Source organism: Blautia pseudococcoides (assembly GCF_001689125.2).
Classification (GTDB): Bacteria; Bacillota; Clostridia; order Lachnospirales; family Lachnospiraceae; genus Blautia; species Blautia pseudococcoides.
In genome coordinates this window covers 178,051-195,000 of sequence record NZ_CP015405.2, presented here as the reverse complement: position 1 = coordinate 195,000, position 16,950 = coordinate 178,051, and the positions used below count along the sequence as shown (strand labels likewise).

Here is a 16,950-nt window from a genome sequence, read left to right as displayed (position 1 = left end):
CAACAATAATTTCTTCAATTTCCCTGCTGTTTTGGAAACAGGACAGGCTGTAATACAGAACCGGCTTCCCCTTAATTAGAAGAAACTGCTTCTGTACTTTACTGTTCATTCTCTTTCCCTGGCCTGCAGCCAGCACGATTGCTGTGGATTTCATCAGCGCTCTCCTAATCTCAAATTTGGAATCGCATTTAGATCAAGGCCATGCCTGGTTCCTTTTTGATATTCGTAATAAGCCGCCACCCCTATCATTGCTGCATTGTCTGTGCAGAAAATGGGGGATGGATGATAAAATTGAATTTTATTATTTCTGCAGGCTTCCTCCATAGCTGTGCGCAAACCACTGTTTGACCCCACGCCTCCTGCGATTGCCAGCTTGTCAATCTTATGATCCTTTGCCGCCGCAATGGCATGTTCCACAAGCACCTCAACAACACAACGCTGAAAAGAGGCCGCAACATCTGCCGCCACAATATCTTCTCCCTGCATTTTACATTTGTTTAAATGGTTCAATACCGCTGATTTGACGCCGCTGAAACTAAAGTCATATGGCGCTTCGTCCACTTTCGCCTTTGGAAAATCAAAAGCATAGGCATTTCCCTCTTTGGAAAGCCTGTCTATTTTGGGTCCTCCCGGATAGCCGAGGCCAATAGCCCTTGCCACTTTATCAAAGGCTTCACCAGCCGCATCATCTCTCGTCCTGCCCAGGATTTCAAACGCACCGTAATCCTTCACGATCACAAGATGAGTATGTCCTCCGGATACTACCAGGCAGAGAAACGGTGGTTCCAGATCAGGATGCTCTATATAATTTGCTGAAATATGCCCTTCTATATGATGCACTCCCACAAGAGGGATATCTTTTGCAAAGCTGATAGCCTTTGCCTCAGCCACACCCACAAGCAGAGCGCCCACAAGCCCCGGTCCGTAAGTGACACCAATCGCATCTAAGTCATCCAGGGTCACATCCGCCTCTTTCAGGGCTTCCTCAATAACCTGGTTAATTTTTTCAATGTGTTTTCTGGACGCGATCTCAGGAACAACGCCCCCGTATAATTTGTGAAGCTCTATCTGGGACGAAATAATATTAGATAATATAGTCCTGCCGTTTTTTACCACAGAGGCGGCCGTCTCGTCACAGGAGCTTTCAATTGCAAGGACAAGTACATCCTCATTTGTCTTCTCCATTTTACATTCTCCTTTTTCACCGAACTTATTCGGAATCGTTCAGACACCTGAACGATCACACTTATTCTTCCTCAAACTGCAGTTCCACGGACTGTCTGTCCCTGGCTGCAATGGTATTCGGAAATACTTTCGACGCCTCTGGAAGCGCTTCCTCCGGACGCACAAGGGACGGGCTGTAATGTGTGAGCCATAGTTCTTTTACCTGCGCTTCTTTTGCCAGAAGTGCGGCCTCCCTGAAAGTCATATGTTTGTGCGCTTTAGCCTTTTCCTCTTTGTCCTGCTCTCCGTACATGCCCTCACAGATAAACAGATCAGAGTCTTTTGCATGTTCTGCAATGGATTTTACAGGACGGGTATCTGTGGTATACGTTAGTTTGATCCCTTTTCTGACAGGTCCCAGGACCATATCCGGTGTATATATTTTGCCGTCCGCCTCAATAGTCTGGCCTTTCTGAAGAGGATTCCAGTATTGCAGGGGAATTCCCTGTTCTTTTGCACGGGAAGCGTCAAATTTGCCGCCTCTCTTGATTTCTATCGAGTAACCATAGCAGGTCACATTATGGTTTACACGGAATGCCGTAATATGATATCCGCAGAGTTCTATCTGCTCCTCCGGCTGTGTCAGCTCTATACATTGTATATCAAAGGGAAGCTCCGGAGCAATGACACGAAGAGCCTGAACTACACGAACCAGTCCCTTAGGACCGATCAGTGTCAGCGTTTCTGTGCGCTCTGCATTCCCCATGGTTAAAAGGAGTCCCGGAAGCCCGCTGATATGGTCTGCATGATAATGTGTAAAACAGATCACATCAATTGGCTTGAAACTCCATCCTTTTTCTTTTACTGCCACTTGTGTGCCTTCGCCGCAGTCTATCATAAAATTACTACCGTTATAGCGGGTCATAAGTGAGGTGAGTTTCCGCCTTGGGAGCGGCATCATACCTCCTGTACCCAATAGACAAACATCCAGCATCTGTCATATCCTCATTTCTCTTCCATATTGACTTCGGCAACTGTTCACTACCTGCACAGTACCTGGAGTCTGTTTGAAAATTCATGCAGAATCGCCTTTGGCGATGACTGCGTTTCTATCTTAGCACACATTTTTTTCCACTACAACAATTCCTTTTCATTTTTCTTATCAACGGGTATGGCAAATCCCCGGATAATCTCATCGTAACAGTCCTCACACAGGTCAAACTGGTGGCGCTGCGTGTCTTTTTTGGAAAAATATCCCCAGGTTATGTCTACAGGAAGAACCCCTTCCATAGCGATACCGTTTTCCACATGCAGTTTCTTTCCGCAGCGGTTGCAGTATAACTCTGTGAGCATGTCTGTTTCCTTTTTTTCGTATTTTCGCATAAATTTATCCTCCTGCTTTGAGCTTGTACGCCAAACCATATCTGTCTCTTCTCTGTCATTATACAAAAAATATGTGCAGAAACCCAGTGGGAAACAGTTGCAGATATAGAAAAAGATAGCAGCTCTGCTATCTTTTGCACATTACGACGGCGTGTTCCGTGGGAGACTCGTAGAAGTTTTTTCTTAGTCCTGCCTCTTCAAAACCGCAGGAACGGTACAGAGCGATTGCCCTTTTGTTGCTTTGGCGCACTTCCAGAAAGAAGGAGGAGACCCCTGCTTTTTTGCCTGCCTCCACAAGTGCCTCCACAAGCTGACGCCCTATATGTTTTCCCCAGCAGGAGGATTTTACGGAGACATTGGTTATTTCACCTTCGTCCAGGGCTGTCCACATACCTGCGTATCCTATGATAACGCCGTCAAGCTCCGCAACAAAATAAATTGCATGGGCCGAGTGCACGGCATCCAGAAAACCGGATGCCTGCCAGGGTCGTGAAAAATTTTCCGCTTCAATCTGCGCCGCTGCTGTGGTGTCTTCAGGGCGCATATCTCTAATTATCAGCATTTTTTTCTTTAGCAAGGCGTTCCGCGCGTTCTCTCTCAGCCTGTGATACTCTCAGGTAATCCGGCTGATGCTCTGCGGCGTCTTCCATTTTTCCTTCCTTATAGTAAATCTTGGCAAGGGCAGCAACAGCGGCTGCTCTTTGTTTGTTCACATGAGCAGGGGCAAAGGAATAGGGGACACGGCATGTCTCCTCTATGAGCTCCCGGTAAACAGGGACGCCGTCACCCAGGAAAATAACCGATTTTTCTCTCCGGTTCAGTTCCTCTATCAGGTCTGTCATAGGGAGGGCGTCCTGTGGTCTTACTATTTTCAAGGTATGGTTTTCAAAATAGTATAGGCCTGTGTAGACCTGTTTTCTTCTGGCGTCCATGATGGGGCAGATCAGCGTGTCCGGGGCTGTGTCGTATAGGTTATAGGCAAGGGCATCTACAGTGGGAATACCTATCAGAGGTTTATTCAGGGCAAGGCCCAGGCCTTTGGCGGTTGCGGAGCCTATTCTGAGTCCGGTAAAGGAGCCGGGACCGGCAGCTATTGCTATAGCATCAATGGAATTTAAGTCCAGGGATATGGCTTTTTTCACCTCGTCCAGCATGGGAAGCAGGGTCTGGGAATGAGTTTTCTTGTAGTTCATGGTGTATTCAGCCACCAGTATATCGTCTTCCACTACGGCAACGGATGCTACCAGCCCGGAACTGTCAAGTGCTAAGATTTTCATTTTTTGTCATCTCCTTATTTATTTAGACCTTCTATGGTTATATTTCTGTAATCAAAGCCTTTGGAGGGGTCTTTTTCTATTGTTATTTTTATGATATCCGGTGGGAGAAGTTCCTCGATTAGCTCTGCCCACTCTATGAGACAGACGCCTTCGCCAAAGAAGTAATCATCGTATCCGATTTCTTCCATCTCTTCTATGTCACCGATGCGGTAAACGTCAAAATGGTAGAAGGGCAGACGGCCGCTTTCGTAAATCTGGACTATGGTGAAGGTTGGGCTGTTGACAGGCTCGTCTATACCCAGACCCTTGGCTACGCCTTGGGTGAAGACGGTTTTGCCGGTGCCCAGGTCACCGTTTAGGGTGTAGATTTGGCCCGGAGTGGCTTTTTTGGCCAGGTATTGGCCTAGGGCGAAGGTTTCTTGAGGGGTGTTGGTTTCTATTGTCAGCATGTGGGACAGCTCCTTTTTGGTTGGTATTGGGATGGGGACGGGTAAGCCGGCGGTACAATGGCATGTTAAAGTTTAATGGAAATAATAAGTGCCTGTTTCGTGCAGAAGTATTGTATGCTGCATATATTAAGCGGAACAATGTATGGTTTTTTTTTAAAGATATCATAAATTATAATATAAAATTATCTTTTATGCTACAAGTATAAAAAAGAAATTTCTTGCACCTTTTATTTTTAGAGATTATAATAGAGGAAAATGTTTAAAAGGAGATTTTTGATATGGCTAATCCTATTGTTACGATCACTATGGCAGATGGGGGCGTTATTAAGGCGGAATTGTATCCGGATGTTGCGCCGAATACTGTGAATAATTTTATTAGTTTGGTGAAAAATGGATTTTATGATGGACTGGTGTTTCATCGGGTGATCCGTGGTTTTATGATTCAGGGCGGCTGCCCTCAGGGAACCGGAATGGGTGGTCCGGGATACTCTATTAAAGGTGAATTTAGTGGAAATGGGGTTGAGAATAACCTGAAGCATGATGCCGGAGTTTTGTCTATGGCACGTGCTATGGATCCTAATTCTGCCGGAAGCCAGTTTTTTATTATGCATGAGAATGCACCGCATTTGGACGGGCAGTATGCTGCTTTTGGGAAAGTGACGGAAGGCATGGATGTGGTGAATGCCATCGCTGATGTTCAGACAGATTATAGTGATCGTCCTATGGAGCCACAGACGATCCAGAGTATGACTGTGGAAACTTTCGGTGTGGAGTACGCTGAACCTGAGAAATTTTAACGTATGAGACCCTGTCGGCACAGACTGGAGTGTTGTATTATCTGACGTGAATAGTAAGTGCTAATTACAGCCAGAGTAATACCGCGCTGTATTAGGTTTTGTGCGGACAGGGTATTTTTTCTGCAAATGCTATTGCTCGATCCAGCCGGAAACAAGACTGTCAGTGCTGTAAATTTTGTCAGTCTGCAAAGCGGAGGCGGGAAGCGGGCATGGCCGGTCAGTCATGGAAAGTCAGGTATTCACCGTCCAGGGCTGCGTAGTAGAGTTCTTTTAAGTCTGTGATGGAGGCACGGCCGTTGGTCGCTTCTTTCACGGCTTTTTTTATGGGATTTTCTTCGGACTTTTGGACGAGAACCTGGAGTTTTACGTTCTCGGTGTATTGAGAATCCATGATGGGGATGCCGCGCTGGCCGAAAAGATATTGAAGTTTTCCCACACCGTTGTAGTCGGTTCCGATCTCCAGTAGAATACCGTGGTGTTTTGTGATCACCCGGCTGCAGGCAAGGCCCTCCTGGACAGCTTTTGAGTAGGCACGGACAAGGCCGCCGGTCCCTAAGAGCGTACCGCCGAAATATCTGGTGACTACCACGGCTGTATTGTAAAGTTCCTCACCTAATAGTACATCCAACATGGGTTTACCCGCTGTGCCTGACGGTTCTCCGTCATCACTGCAGCGCATGGTCTCTTTTCGCTGGCCTATGACGTAAGCATAACAGTTGTGGGCAGCATTCCAGTGTTTTTTCCGAACCTCTTCTATGAAGCTGAGGGCTTCCTCTTCAGACTTTACCAGCCTTACTGCAGCAATGAAACGTGATTTCTTTTCTGTGATCTCACCTTCGCCGCCCTGGTAGATTGTTTTGTATTGTTCCAGCATGGGAATCCTCCTTTTACTGCTTTTCTCTGTAAAATATAAATTTGAATTAATGCCATATGCATCTGAAACTATCATATCATAAATTATAATATGCGTGTAGTACCAGATAACAATGGTTGTTTGAAGTTATAACTTTTCTCTTAAATTCCATTAAATTTATAAGTTCTACTTTATTTCGCTATGCCATTTTGCTATAATAGGGACGTATACTGCTTATATTGCCCTCTTATCTTTACCGGAAAACAGGCAAAACCAGGTGCGGACAAGCTGGTCTTCTGTATAGATGGTATGGGTATGGTATATAATCAGGAAAAGGAGGCAAACTACATGAATTTTGGAAAACGTGCGACTGATAAGAAGCGCAATTCGCTTTCCTCCCGCTCTACTATGATGGGGAAGAAGGCACACGTTTCTTTTATACGCATCATTTTCATTTCCCTGATTGCCATAATGGTAATCGGCGGCTGCGTAGGTTTTGGTGCCTTCAAGGGTCTGCTGGATAATGCGCCGGATATTGAAGACGTAAATATAATGCCAATTGGCTCAGCAACCTTTGTCTATGATTCTGACGGCAATCAGCTTCAGAAACTGACAGCACCTAACTCAAACCGTATGCCGGTCACTATTGATAAAATTCCTCTTGATCTGCAGCATGCAGTAGTCGCCATTGAGGATGAACGTTTTTATGAACACAACGGTATTGATTTGCGCGGTATTGTCCGTGCAGGGGTAAAAGGCATCACCAGTGGTTTTAAATTTTCAGAAGGCGCCAGTACCATTACCCAGCAGCTTCTGAAAAATAATGTATTCAAAGACTGGACCAATGAGTCTGTAGTAGAACGTTTCAAACGTAAATTCCAGGAACAGTACCTGGCTATCCAGCTGGAAAAGCAGCTGAAGGACAAGGACCAGATTCTGGAAAGTTATCTGAATACCATCAACCTGGGCAATGGTAATTATGGTGTTCAGGCCGCCGCGCACGGCTATTTCAATAAGGACGTCAGCGAGCTGACGCTCTCGGAATCAACCGTTATCGCCGGTATCAGCCAGAACCCCACGCGTTTTAACCCGGCTGTGAACCCGGAAGAGAATGCGAAAAGACGCCAGGATGTCCTGGAGCATATGCTGGACCAGGGTTATATTACAAAGGAACAATATGACGAATGTCTGGCAGACAATGTTTATGACCGTATCCAGGCAGTGGAAGCGGAATCCTCCGAGGAGGACGATACTTATTCCTACTTCATTGATGAGCTGACAAGACAGGTGATTGATGATCTGATGACCCAGAAGGGTTATACCGAACAGCAGGCCTACAATGCTCTTTACAGCGGTGGTCTGCGCATCTACACCACACAGGATCCTCAGGTCCAGCAGATATGCGATGAGGAATACGGCAATCCAGAAAACTTCCCTGCCGGTACCCAGGTGGGACTTGATTATGCGCTGACCATCGCGCATCCGGACGGGACAGAAGAAAACTTCAGCAAGGAAATGATGACCACTTATTTCAAAGAGAATGAGGATCCCAACTTCTCTCTTCTTTTTGACAGCCAGGAACAGGCACAATCCTATATTGATGCTTTCAAAGCAGCAAAGACGGAGGACGGAAGTACCGTTATCGCGGAACAGGCATATTTTACACCGCAGCCCCAGTCCTCTTTGTGTATCATGGATCAGCACACAGGATATGTAAAAGCAATTGTGGGAGGACGAGGCGAGAAAGCCACCAGTCTGTCCCTGAACAGAGCGACCAGAACAGTAAGGCAGCCCGGTTCTACTTTCAAAATTGTATCCACCTATGCACCGGCGCTGAATGAGTGTGACAAGACACTGGCAACCGTTTATGATGATGAACCTTACGAATACGCTAACGGAAAACCTGTAAAGAACTGGCTGACCGGCAGCTATGGGGGTCCTACCACCATCCGGGAAGCTATCGTAAATTCTGTCAATGTAGTTGCCGTAAAATGTATTACCGATGTAACACCTCAGCTTGCATACGATTATCTTCTGAAATTCGGTTTTACCTCTATTGTTGATACTCTGACGGTGGACGGAAAGGTCTACTCCGATATCGGACAGCCTACCGCACTTGGCGGTATCACAAGAGGCGTGAGCAACCTGGAACTGACTGCCTCATATGCGGCGATTGCCAACAACGGAACATATATCAAACCAATGTTCTATACCAAGATTTTAGATGAGGATGGCAATGTGTTCCTTGATAATACACCCGAAAAGACAAAGGTCATCAAACCCAGCACAGCTTATCTGCTCACCAGTGCTATGGAAGACGTTGTGGACCACGGTACAGGTACCAGACTTCAGCTTGACAACATGCATGTAGCCGGTAAGACAGGTACCACAGAGGGCTACAATGACCTTTGGTTTGCAGGATATACCCCTTATTACACCTGTACGGTGTGGTCAGGATATGATGATAACACAAAACTGCCATCCGGTGATTACCGAACCTATCATCAGGATTTATGGCGTAAAATTATGCAGAGGCTCCACGAAGGCAAGACAGATACCGATTTCAAGATGCCGGCAACTGTGTCAAAAACCACAGTCTGCACCGAGACGGGCCTGCTTCCAAACTATAACTGCCCAACCATCACAGAGTATTTTGAAACGGATGAGATACCTAAGAAACGGTGTAATGTCCACTCCAACAAAGTATACACGCCTCCGGCTGAGGAAAACAACGAGCCAACTGGCACACCTACGGATACACCTACAGACAATCCGGCTAATACGCCGCCGGATAGTAACGGCAATACACCAACGGATAATCCCGGTGATACCCCCACAGAAACACCCGGAGGCGATACACCAACGGACAATCCCGATACTCCGGACACGCCGGATACACCCGACACACCGGATACGCCCGACCCGGCTCCCCCTGAGGGCGGCGGAGAAACTGAATAGTCAACAAAAAGAGCATTTCCAATCTGAACCGATTGGAAATGCTCCTTTTAAGTTATGCCTGATCATTTACTCAAAATCAATTTTGCCGCCCCATAAATTCCGGCATCATTTCCCAGAGTTGCCAGCTTTATTTTTGTATCCTTGCAGGCTGTAAATGCATACTGTCTGAAGTATTTTTCCACACAGTCGATCAGCACTTGTCCCGCCTTGGAGACACCGCCGCCGATCACGATAACATCAGGGTCTGCAACGCAGGAGAAGATTGCCAGGGCATTGCCCAGGTAACGCGCAAATTGATCTGCCACTTTGGCTGCCAGTGCGTCCCCATCCTTGTAGGCGTCAAACACGTCCTTTGCTGTCACATTCCGAATTCCCCGCAGTACGGAATCCTCCTCACCGGATGTCATGGCACGTCTTGCCAGTCTGGCGATTCCTGTGGCTGAGGCGTACTGCTCCAGACACCCCTTGTTGCCACAGTTACATGCTTCCTCTTCATCCATCTCCACAGATGCATGTCCGATTTCACCGCCGGCCCCGTGGGCGCCCGTCACCATTTTTTCATTGACAATAATACCACCGCCCACACCGGTTCCCAGCGTGACCAGGATCAGGTTTTTAGACCCCTGGCCGCCTCCTTTCCACATCTCACCGAGGGCTGCCACATTGGCATCATTTCCAGCCTTTACCACAAGCCCGGTCAACTCTGCCAGCTCTTTTTCAATGTTCTTTCTTCCCCAGTGAAGGTTGACTGCACAGGCGATCTCCCCGTATTCATCCACCGGTCCGGGAATTCCGATTCCTACACCTGCCACCTCTTCTTTTACTATCTTTCTTTCTTCCATCTTGGCCAGGATCGTTTTCGCAATATCAGGAAGGATTTCTTTTCCCTCATTCTCCACGCGGGTTTTGATCTCCCACTTTTCCTCCACTGTGCCGTCTGTCTGAAACAGTGCACATTTGACGCTTGTTCCTCCCAGGTCTATTCCAAAACACCATGCAGTCATCAGTCTTCATCCTCCTCGCTTCTCTTCTTTGCCATATTCTCCTGTACACGGCGGTACAGTTCCTGGGCCGCGTTGTAGCCCATCTTTTTCTGCCTGTGGTTAACCGCAGCGGATTCCACAATAACCGCAAGATTTCTGCCCGGGCGGATGGGGAGTGAATGACACACGATACGATTGCCCAAAAACTCCGTATATTCTTCCTCCATACCCAGACGGTCATATTCCCTGTCTTTGTTCCATTCTTCCAATTTGATGACAAGATCAATAGACTGGGTATTTTTCACACTCTCCACACCGAACAGGGTCTTCACATCAATGATGCCGATGCCCCGCAGTTCGATAAAATGACGGGTGATATCCGGTGCTGAACCAACCAGCGTCACATCGCTGACTCGGCGGATCTCTACCACGTCATCGCTGACAAGACGATGTCCCCGCTTGATAAGCTCCAGAGCTGCCTCACTTTTTCCAATGCCGCTCTCACCCATGATCAGCACGCCTTCACCGTATACGTCCACCAAAACGCCATGGATCGAGATACACGGTGCAAGCTGCACATTCAGCCACCGGATGATCTCTGCCATAAATGTGGAGGTTGTCTGTTCTGTGACCAGAATAGGTACCTCGTATTTCATAGCCAGCTCCAGCATATCTTCATCAGGCTCTGTCATGGTGCTGAAGATCACACAGGGAATCTGGCTGGAGACAAAACGCTCAAAAGCCTCTATTTTCTTCTCACGCCCCAGATGAAGCAGGTATGTGTATTCTACATATCCGATTATCTGTACACGTTCGTTCTCAAAATGCTCCAAATATCCTGTCAGCTGCAGTGCTGGACGGTTAATATCAGGTGTGGTGATTCTTTTCTTGGAAATATCAATATCCGGTGTCTTATTATACAGTTTTAATTCCTGTATCAGCTTTTTCAGTTCTACACCTTTCATATGGCACGCTCTCCTTTTCAACATTTCTTGTAACTGTTCAGTAACCTCACCGTATCGCTACAATTCTTCTTATCTAGTTTATCATAAGGCATTTGGAAGTTCAACAAGCCTGCCCAAACTATTCCTTTTTTTCTTGCTCCTTGTGGAAAAATCCATACACCGCCTCCGCTGCGCGCTCATTCATGGAGGGGACTGCCTTTAATTCCTCCACGGAAGCCTCCTTGATCTTATCCGGCCCCGGAAACTGCTTCATAAGGGCTTTTCGTCTGGCAGGACCGATACCGGGAATATCATCCAGAATAGAATGTACCTGGCCCTTACTTCTTAAAGAACGGTGGAATTCAATGGCAAAGCGGTGGGCCTCATCCTGGATCCTGGTGATCAGCTTGAAGCCCTCGCTGTTCCTGTCGATGGGAATTTCTTTATTATTGTAATACAGCCCTCTGGTCCTGTGCTTATCATCCTTTACCATACCGCAGACCGGAATCTGCAGATTCAGCTTGCCCAGTACCTCCAGCGCAATGTTGACCTGTCCCCTGCCGCCGTCCATCATGATCAAATCCGGGAACCGTGTGAAACTTCCAAACTCCTCGTCCAAATTTTCTTTTCTTCTGGCTTCCTGCTCATCCAGTCCATGCACAAAGCGGCGTGTAAGGACCTCCTCCATACTGGCGTAATCGTTTGGCCCCTGAACAGACTTGATGCGGAATTTTCGGTAGTCACTGCGTTTTGGCCTGCCTTTTTCGTAGACGATCATGGAACCAACAGACTGGAATCCGCTGATATTGGATATATCATAAGCCTCTATCCGCTCCATTTGGGGCAGTCCCATCATACCTGCAATTTCTTTGGCTGCACCGATCGTACGGCCCTCCTCACGTTTTATGCGCTCTTTATCCTGGTTAAGCACAAGCTCTGCATTCCTCTGGGCCAGTTCCACAAGCTTTTCCTTTGTACCTTTCTTTGGAATCCGTATGTGTACTTTTCTTCCCTTCCTCTTTTCCAGCCACTGGGATATGACCTCCCGGTCTTCAATCTCCTCCTGGATCATGATCTCTTTTGGGATAAACGGAGTTCCCGCGTAAAACTGTTTCAGGAAACTGGACACGATCTGGGCACGCGGGTCCTCCTTGGCAACCTTCAGATAGAAATGGTCTCTTCCTATGAGTTTGCCGCCACGGATAAAGAATACCTGTGCCACCGCATCCTCTCCGTCCTGGGCAACTGCCACAACATCTTTATCCTCCCCATGCTGGTCCGTGATCTTCTGTCTTTCACCGATCCGCTTTACACTCTGGATCAGGTCCCTGTACTGGGCCGCATCCTCGAAATTCATTTCCTGGGATGCCGCAAGCATTTTTTCTTCCAGCTCTTTTAAGATCTCTTTGTGATTGCCGTTTAAAAAATCCAACAGTTCATCCACTTTTTTCTTGTAATCTTCCTTAGAGATATACCCCTGGCAGGGCGCGTCACACTGGTGGATCTGATGGTAAAGGCAGGGGCGCTCTTTCCCTATATCCCTGGGAAGATTTCTGCTGCACGTCCTCAGCCGGTAAAGCTTTGTAGTCAGCTCCACCACGTCTTTTACAGCCATAGCGCTGGAATAAGGGCCGTAATAACGTGATTTATCCTTCTTAACCCTGCGGACGATCTGTATTCTCGGGTAATCCTCCCCAACCGTAACCTTGATAAAGGGATATGTCTTGTCATCCTTTAAAAGAATGTTGTATTTTGGTGTATGCTCTTTTATTAAGTTGCACTCCAGGACCAGGGCTTCCAGTTCGGAATCCGTGACGATGTACTCAAATCTGGCGATCTGTTCCACCATCTGCTCCTTGCGGACACCCAGGTTCCGGCTCCCCTGAAAATACTGGCGCACCCGGTTCTTCAAGCTGATAGCCTTGCCCACGTATATAATGGTGTCGTCCGCATCATGCATGATATAGACCCCGGGTCTGGCCGGCAGCTTTTTCAGTTCTTCCTCTATGTTAAACATGTATTCCTCCTTACAGCTAATACCTTTTTCTGACGGACTTTTTTGAAATGATAAAGAAAAAGAAGTTACCGCCATGCGATAACTTCCTTTATTCATGATAATGGAAAACTCCCAGCGCGTGTTTTCTATTATTCTATCATATCATTCAGCTAAAAGGAACAGGTGTACGATTATTTTTTTCTTCCTCCTCCGCCGGAACATTGACTCCGGCTGAAGCTTTAGCATCATCCGGAGCCTCAATGACAGGCACTGGCGGCGCTCCGTCTTTTTCCGCGATCCTTTTTTTCTCTTCAGGCTCTGCGATTCCCTTGATCTCCCTGAAGATCTTCATAAATTCTTTGCCGGTGATAGTCTCCCTCTGAATGAGGAAATCCGCTATTTTGTCAAGGGCCTCACGGTTGGCAGCCAGAAGACGTTTTGCCTCGTCATAGGAAACCTTCAGAAGCTTCATCACTTCATGGTCAATCTCCGTTGCCGTGGCATCACCGCAGTTTAATACTGCACGGCCATCCAGATATTGGCTCTGGGTATCCGCAAGCCCCATAAGGCCAAAACGGTCAGACATACCATACTGGGTGATCATGGCCCTTGCCACCTTTGTTGCCTGCTCAATATCATTTGCAGCACCGGTGGTCACTGTGTCAAACACAATCTCCTCAGCGGCACGGCCGCCCAGGTATCCCACCAGCATGGCTTCCAGTTCTTTTCTCGTATTCAGGAATTTTTCTTCCTCCGGCACATGCATCACGTATCCCAGAGCACCCATAGTACGGGGCACAATGGTGATCTTCTGAACAGGTTCAGCGTCTTTCTGGAGGGCACTTACAAGGGCATGGCCCACTTCATGGTAAGAGACGATCTTACGCTCCTCAGCGCTTAAGATCCTATCTTTCTTCTCTTTACCAACCAGCACAACCTCCACAGCCTCCAGCAGATCTTTCTGGGCAACTGCCTTTCTGCCGTTCTTGACAGCCAGGATGGCCGCCTCATTGATCATATTTGCCAGGTCAGAACCTACAGCTCCTGACGTTGCAAGGGCAATTGCTTCCAAATCCACCGTTTCATCCAGAGAAACACTCTTTGCATGTACTTTCAGAATGTTTACCCTGCCTTTTAAATCGGGTCTGTCCACAATAACACGTCTGTCAAAACGTCCAGGACGCAGAAGCGCCGGGTCCAATACCTCCGGTCTGTTGGTGGCTGCCAGGATCAAAAGACCTTTCGATGTGTCAAATCCATCCATCTCAGCCAGAAGCTGGTTCAGCGTCTGTTCACGCTCGTCATTGCCGCCGAATCTGGTGTCACGGGTTTTACCGATGGCGTCCACCTCATCAATAAAAATGATACAAGGGGCATTTTTCTTGGCTTCCTCAAACAGATCACGTACACGGGAGGCACCCACACCTACGAACATTTCCACAAAGTCAGAACCGGACAGGGAGAAAAATGGAACATGGGCTTCCCCGGCTACCGCTTTGGCAAGCAGTGTCTTACCGGTTCCCGGAGGGCCTACTAACAGGGCACCTTTGGGGAGCTTTGCACCGATGGCTGTATATTTGCCGGGGTTGTGAAGAAAATCTACAACCTCCTGCAGGGATTCTTTTGCCTCATCCTGACCGGCCACATCCCGGAAGGTGACACCAGTCTCCTTCTGCACATAGGCCTTCGCCTTGCTCTTGCCTACACCGCCCATCATGCCGCCGCCTTTGTTCATCCGGCGGAACATAAAGCTGAACAGGGCCACCATCAAAACAACGGGTATGAGAATACTCAGCAAGCTGTAGATCAGCTCTCCCGCTATATTGGGCTGCTCCTTATCAAAGTCTTTGATGCCTGCTTTCTCAAGTCTTTTGGTAAGTTCGCTCAAGTCCTCCATCAGTGTGGTAGTCTTGGTCTGCGCTGCCACTCCTGCGCCATGCTTCAGGGTGATGGTGAGTGTATCGGACTTGAGAACTACACTCTCTACTTCCCCCTTGTCCAGCATAGTGATAAATTCACTGTATTTTATTTTGCTGGAATCTCCTCTGCCTATCTTTGTCATCATATTCATGCAGAGCAGCATGACTATTATACAAATCAGGAGCACCAAAAGGGACTGCTTATTTTGAGGACTTTTTTTGTTTGGGTCCTGGTTTCTATTTTGGTTTTGATCCATCTCTTTCCTCCTATTATTATCTCTTCTATTATACGGATTGGGACTTGATAAATCAATAAGAAGATTATGAAAAAGACGACACATTTATAAAACTTTTGTTAATTTCCCTGTTATTCTGTGTAATCTGAACAAAATAATATATTTTTCCCTAAGCCACTGGAATTTCCTCTATCTTTTGTAGTATACTATGGAAGGCGATATCACATGTCACTATTCACAGCCCTGCAAAAAACGCAGTTCTGTGAACAGTCACACGCTTCGCCATGCACACAAAATGCAATAAATTGTATTTCGGCGCTGGCCAACTCGGGATTTTGCTTTGCAAAACACCTCGCGGGACAGTGACTATGAATAGTAACTATCACATACCCCAATATTTTGTAGAATAGAGGCATAGAAAAAAAATGAAAATCGGATTTGATAATGACAAGTATTTGTCCATGCAGTCAGAACACATCCGCCAGCGGATCAACCAGTTTGACAACAAACTGTATCTGGAATTCGGCGGCAAGCTCTTCGACGATTACCACGCATCCAGGGTTCTGCCCGGCTTTGCCCCTGACAGTAAGCTGCGCATGCTGATGCAGCTCAGTGACCACGCAGAGATCGTTATCGTTATCAGCGCCGGCGATATTGAGAAAAATAAAGTCCGAGGGGATTTAGGCATTACTTATGATATTGATGTACTCCGCCTGATCGATTCTTTCAGAGGCAGAGGCTTTTATGTGGGAAGCGTTGTCATCACCCAGTATTCCGGACAGAACAGCGCCAATAAATACAAGGACAAACTGGAAAAACTGGGCATTAAAGTGTATCTTCACTATCCCATTGAGGGTTATCCAAGCAATATTCCCCTCATCGTAAGCGATGAAGGCTATGGCAAAAACCAATACATTGAAACCACCCGGCCCCTTGTGGTCGTCACAGCACCGGGTCCCGGAAGCGGCAAAATGGCCACCTGCCTGTCCCAGCTCTACCATGAGCACAAAAGAGGTGTCCACGCAGGATATGCCAAGTTTGAGACCTTCCCCATCTGGAACATTCCGCTGAAACATCCGGTGAATCTGGCTTACGAGGCGGCAACTGCTGACTTAAATGACGTGAACATGATCGACCCCTTCCATCTAGATGCCTATGGTGTCACCACCGTCAATTATAACCGGGATGTGGAGATCTTCCCTGTACTAAGCGCCATATTTGAGCGCATCTTCGGTCAGTGCCCTTACCAGTCACCAACCGACATGGGCGTCAACATGGCCGGAAACTGTATCATTGACGATGAAGCGTGCAAGGAGGCATCCAAGCAGGAGATCCTCCGCCGTTACTATCAGGCCATTGACGGGCAGGCAGAGGGTACCCGCACCCAGGAAGAGGTCTTCAAATTAGAGCTTCTGATGAAACAGGCCCATATCTCCACAGATGACCGGAAAGTCACCTCAGCAGCGCTTATCAGGGCAGAAGTCACAGGTGCCCCTGCCGCCGCACTGGAGCTGGAGGACGGTCGTATGATCACAGGAAAAACCTCTGATCTGCTGGGCGCTTCCGCGGCGCTTCTGCTCAACACCCTGAAGGAACTGGCAGAAATCCCTCATGAGACCCATGTCATTTCCCCGGCTTCTATTGAGCCTATCCAGAAGCTGAAAACAGCTTATCTGGGCAGCAAGAATCCGCGGCTGCACACAGACGAGGTGCTTATCGCCCTGTCAAGCTCTGCCGCAACCAGCGGTGTGGCAAAGAAAGCGCTGGAACAGCTCCCAAAGCTGAAAGGCTGCCAGGTGCACTCCTCCGTGATGCTCTCCTCTGTGGACAGGACCATTTTCCAGAAGCTGGCTGTCCAGCTTACCTGTGAACCGGTTTACGAGCATAAAAAATTGTATTAAGAATAGAAAACAGCGCCTCACCATTCTATATGGCAGGCGCTGTCTTTATTTTTGTGCATAATAAGAGACGGACACAAAGTAGTCCGCCTC

At 47.6% G+C, this 16,950-nt stretch carries 15 protein-coding genes (1 of these 15 only partly in view); 3 read left to right on the top strand and 12 right to left on the bottom strand.

Annotated elements, in window-relative coordinates:
* The 7 genes from ispD to tsaE all read right to left on the bottom strand — a co-directional run.
* Nucleotides 1-154, bottom strand: partial view of a 2-C-methyl-D-erythritol 4-phosphate cytidylyltransferase gene (gene ispD / locus A4V09_RS00980; protein ID WP_065540700.1) — the beginning only. 548 nt of this gene lie to the left of the window's left edge; only the first 154 of its 702 coding nucleotides appear in the window; the start codon lies at nucleotides 152-154; its stop codon lies beyond the left edge, outside the window.
* On the bottom strand, nucleotides 154-1,185 hold the full coding sequence (tsaD, locus tag A4V09_RS00975) for a tRNA (adenosine(37)-N6)-threonylcarbamoyltransferase complex transferase subunit TsaD (protein WP_065540699.1): 1,032 nt from the start codon (nucleotides 1,183-1,185) through the stop codon (nucleotides 154-156). The genes ispD and tsaD overlap by 1 nt, the downstream gene beginning before the upstream one ends.
* Before the next feature lie 61 nt (nucleotides 1,186-1,246).
* Nucleotides 1,247-2,158, bottom strand: a complete 912-nt coding sequence (locus A4V09_RS00970) for a ribonuclease Z (protein WP_065540698.1) — start codon at nucleotides 2,156-2,158, stop codon at nucleotides 1,247-1,249.
* A 140-nt stretch (nucleotides 2,159-2,298) separates the two neighbouring features.
* Nucleotides 2,299-2,547, bottom strand: a complete 249-nt coding sequence (locus tag A4V09_RS00965; RefSeq protein ID WP_065540697.1) for a hypothetical protein — start codon at nucleotides 2,545-2,547, stop codon at nucleotides 2,299-2,301.
* A 127-nt stretch (nucleotides 2,548-2,674) separates the two neighbouring features.
* Nucleotides 2,675-3,109 (bottom strand): ribosomal protein S18-alanine N-acetyltransferase, encoded by a 435-nt coding sequence (gene rimI / locus A4V09_RS00960; protein WP_065540696.1) that lies wholly within the window; start codon nucleotides 3,107-3,109, stop codon nucleotides 2,675-2,677.
* Nucleotides 3,096-3,824: a tRNA (adenosine(37)-N6)-threonylcarbamoyltransferase complex dimerization subunit type 1 TsaB gene (tsaB, locus tag A4V09_RS00955; RefSeq protein ID WP_065540695.1), complete on the bottom strand. Its 729-nt coding sequence runs from the start codon at nucleotides 3,822-3,824 to the stop codon at nucleotides 3,096-3,098. The genes rimI and tsaB overlap by 14 nt, the downstream gene beginning before the upstream one ends.
* Before the next feature lie 14 nt (nucleotides 3,825-3,838).
* Nucleotides 3,839-4,270 (bottom strand): tRNA (adenosine(37)-N6)-threonylcarbamoyltransferase complex ATPase subunit type 1 TsaE, encoded by a 432-nt coding sequence (tsaE, locus tag A4V09_RS00950; RefSeq protein ID WP_065544573.1) that lies wholly within the window; start codon nucleotides 4,268-4,270, stop codon nucleotides 3,839-3,841.
* A gap of 281 nt (nucleotides 4,271-4,551) precedes the next feature.
* Here tsaE and A4V09_RS00945 point away from each other — a divergent pair, with 281 nt between their 5' ends.
* A complete protein-coding gene (locus A4V09_RS00945; protein WP_065540694.1) occupies nucleotides 4,552-5,070 on the top strand; it encodes a peptidylprolyl isomerase in 519 nt (172 codons plus the stop codon).
* 217 nt (nucleotides 5,071-5,287) lie between these two features.
* Here the strand turns inward: A4V09_RS00945 and A4V09_RS00940 are convergent, their stop codons facing one another.
* Nucleotides 5,288-5,944 carry a YigZ family protein gene (locus tag A4V09_RS00940; RefSeq protein ID WP_065540693.1) on the bottom strand — a complete coding sequence of 219 codons (657 nt, stop codon included), beginning with the start codon at nucleotides 5,942-5,944 and terminating at the stop codon, nucleotides 5,288-5,290.
* A 327-nt stretch (nucleotides 5,945-6,271) separates the two neighbouring features.
* On the opposite strand from A4V09_RS00940, the gene A4V09_RS00935 reads away from it, so the two are divergent.
* Nucleotides 6,272-8,881: a transglycosylase domain-containing protein gene (locus tag A4V09_RS00935; RefSeq protein ID WP_065540692.1), complete on the top strand. Its 2,610-nt coding sequence runs from the start codon at nucleotides 6,272-6,274 to the stop codon at nucleotides 8,879-8,881.
* 62 nt (nucleotides 8,882-8,943) lie between these two features.
* On the opposite strand, the gene A4V09_RS00930 is transcribed toward A4V09_RS00935, so the two are convergent.
* The 4 genes from A4V09_RS00930 to ftsH form a co-directional block, all read right to left on the bottom strand.
* Nucleotides 8,944-9,885 (bottom strand): ROK family glucokinase, encoded by a 942-nt coding sequence (locus tag A4V09_RS00930; protein WP_065540691.1) that lies wholly within the window; start codon nucleotides 9,883-9,885, stop codon nucleotides 8,944-8,946.
* Nucleotides 9,885-10,829, bottom strand: coding sequence for an HPr(Ser) kinase/phosphatase (gene hprK / locus A4V09_RS00925; protein WP_065540690.1), 945 nt, complete (start codon nucleotides 10,827-10,829; stop codon nucleotides 9,885-9,887). The genes A4V09_RS00930 and hprK overlap by 1 nt, the downstream gene beginning before the upstream one ends.
* 118 nt (nucleotides 10,830-10,947) lie before the next feature.
* Nucleotides 10,948-12,825 carry an excinuclease ABC subunit UvrC gene (gene uvrC / locus A4V09_RS00920; protein ID WP_065540689.1) on the bottom strand — a complete coding sequence of 626 codons (1,878 nt, stop codon included), beginning with the start codon at nucleotides 12,823-12,825 and terminating at the stop codon, nucleotides 10,948-10,950.
* A gap of 145 nt (nucleotides 12,826-12,970) precedes the next feature.
* A complete protein-coding gene (gene ftsH / locus A4V09_RS00915; RefSeq protein WP_242963911.1) occupies nucleotides 12,971-14,980 on the bottom strand; it encodes an ATP-dependent zinc metalloprotease FtsH in 2,010 nt (669 codons plus the stop codon).
* Nucleotides 14,981-15,384: 404 nt separating this feature from the next.
* Between ftsH and A4V09_RS00910 the strand changes: the two genes are divergently transcribed.
* The gene (locus A4V09_RS00910) at nucleotides 15,385-16,860 is read left to right on the top strand and encodes a DUF1846 domain-containing protein (RefSeq protein ID WP_065540688.1); all 1,476 of its coding nucleotides are present in this window, start codon (nucleotides 15,385-15,387) and stop codon (nucleotides 16,858-16,860) included.
* Nucleotides 16,861-16,950 lie beyond the last annotated feature (90 nt).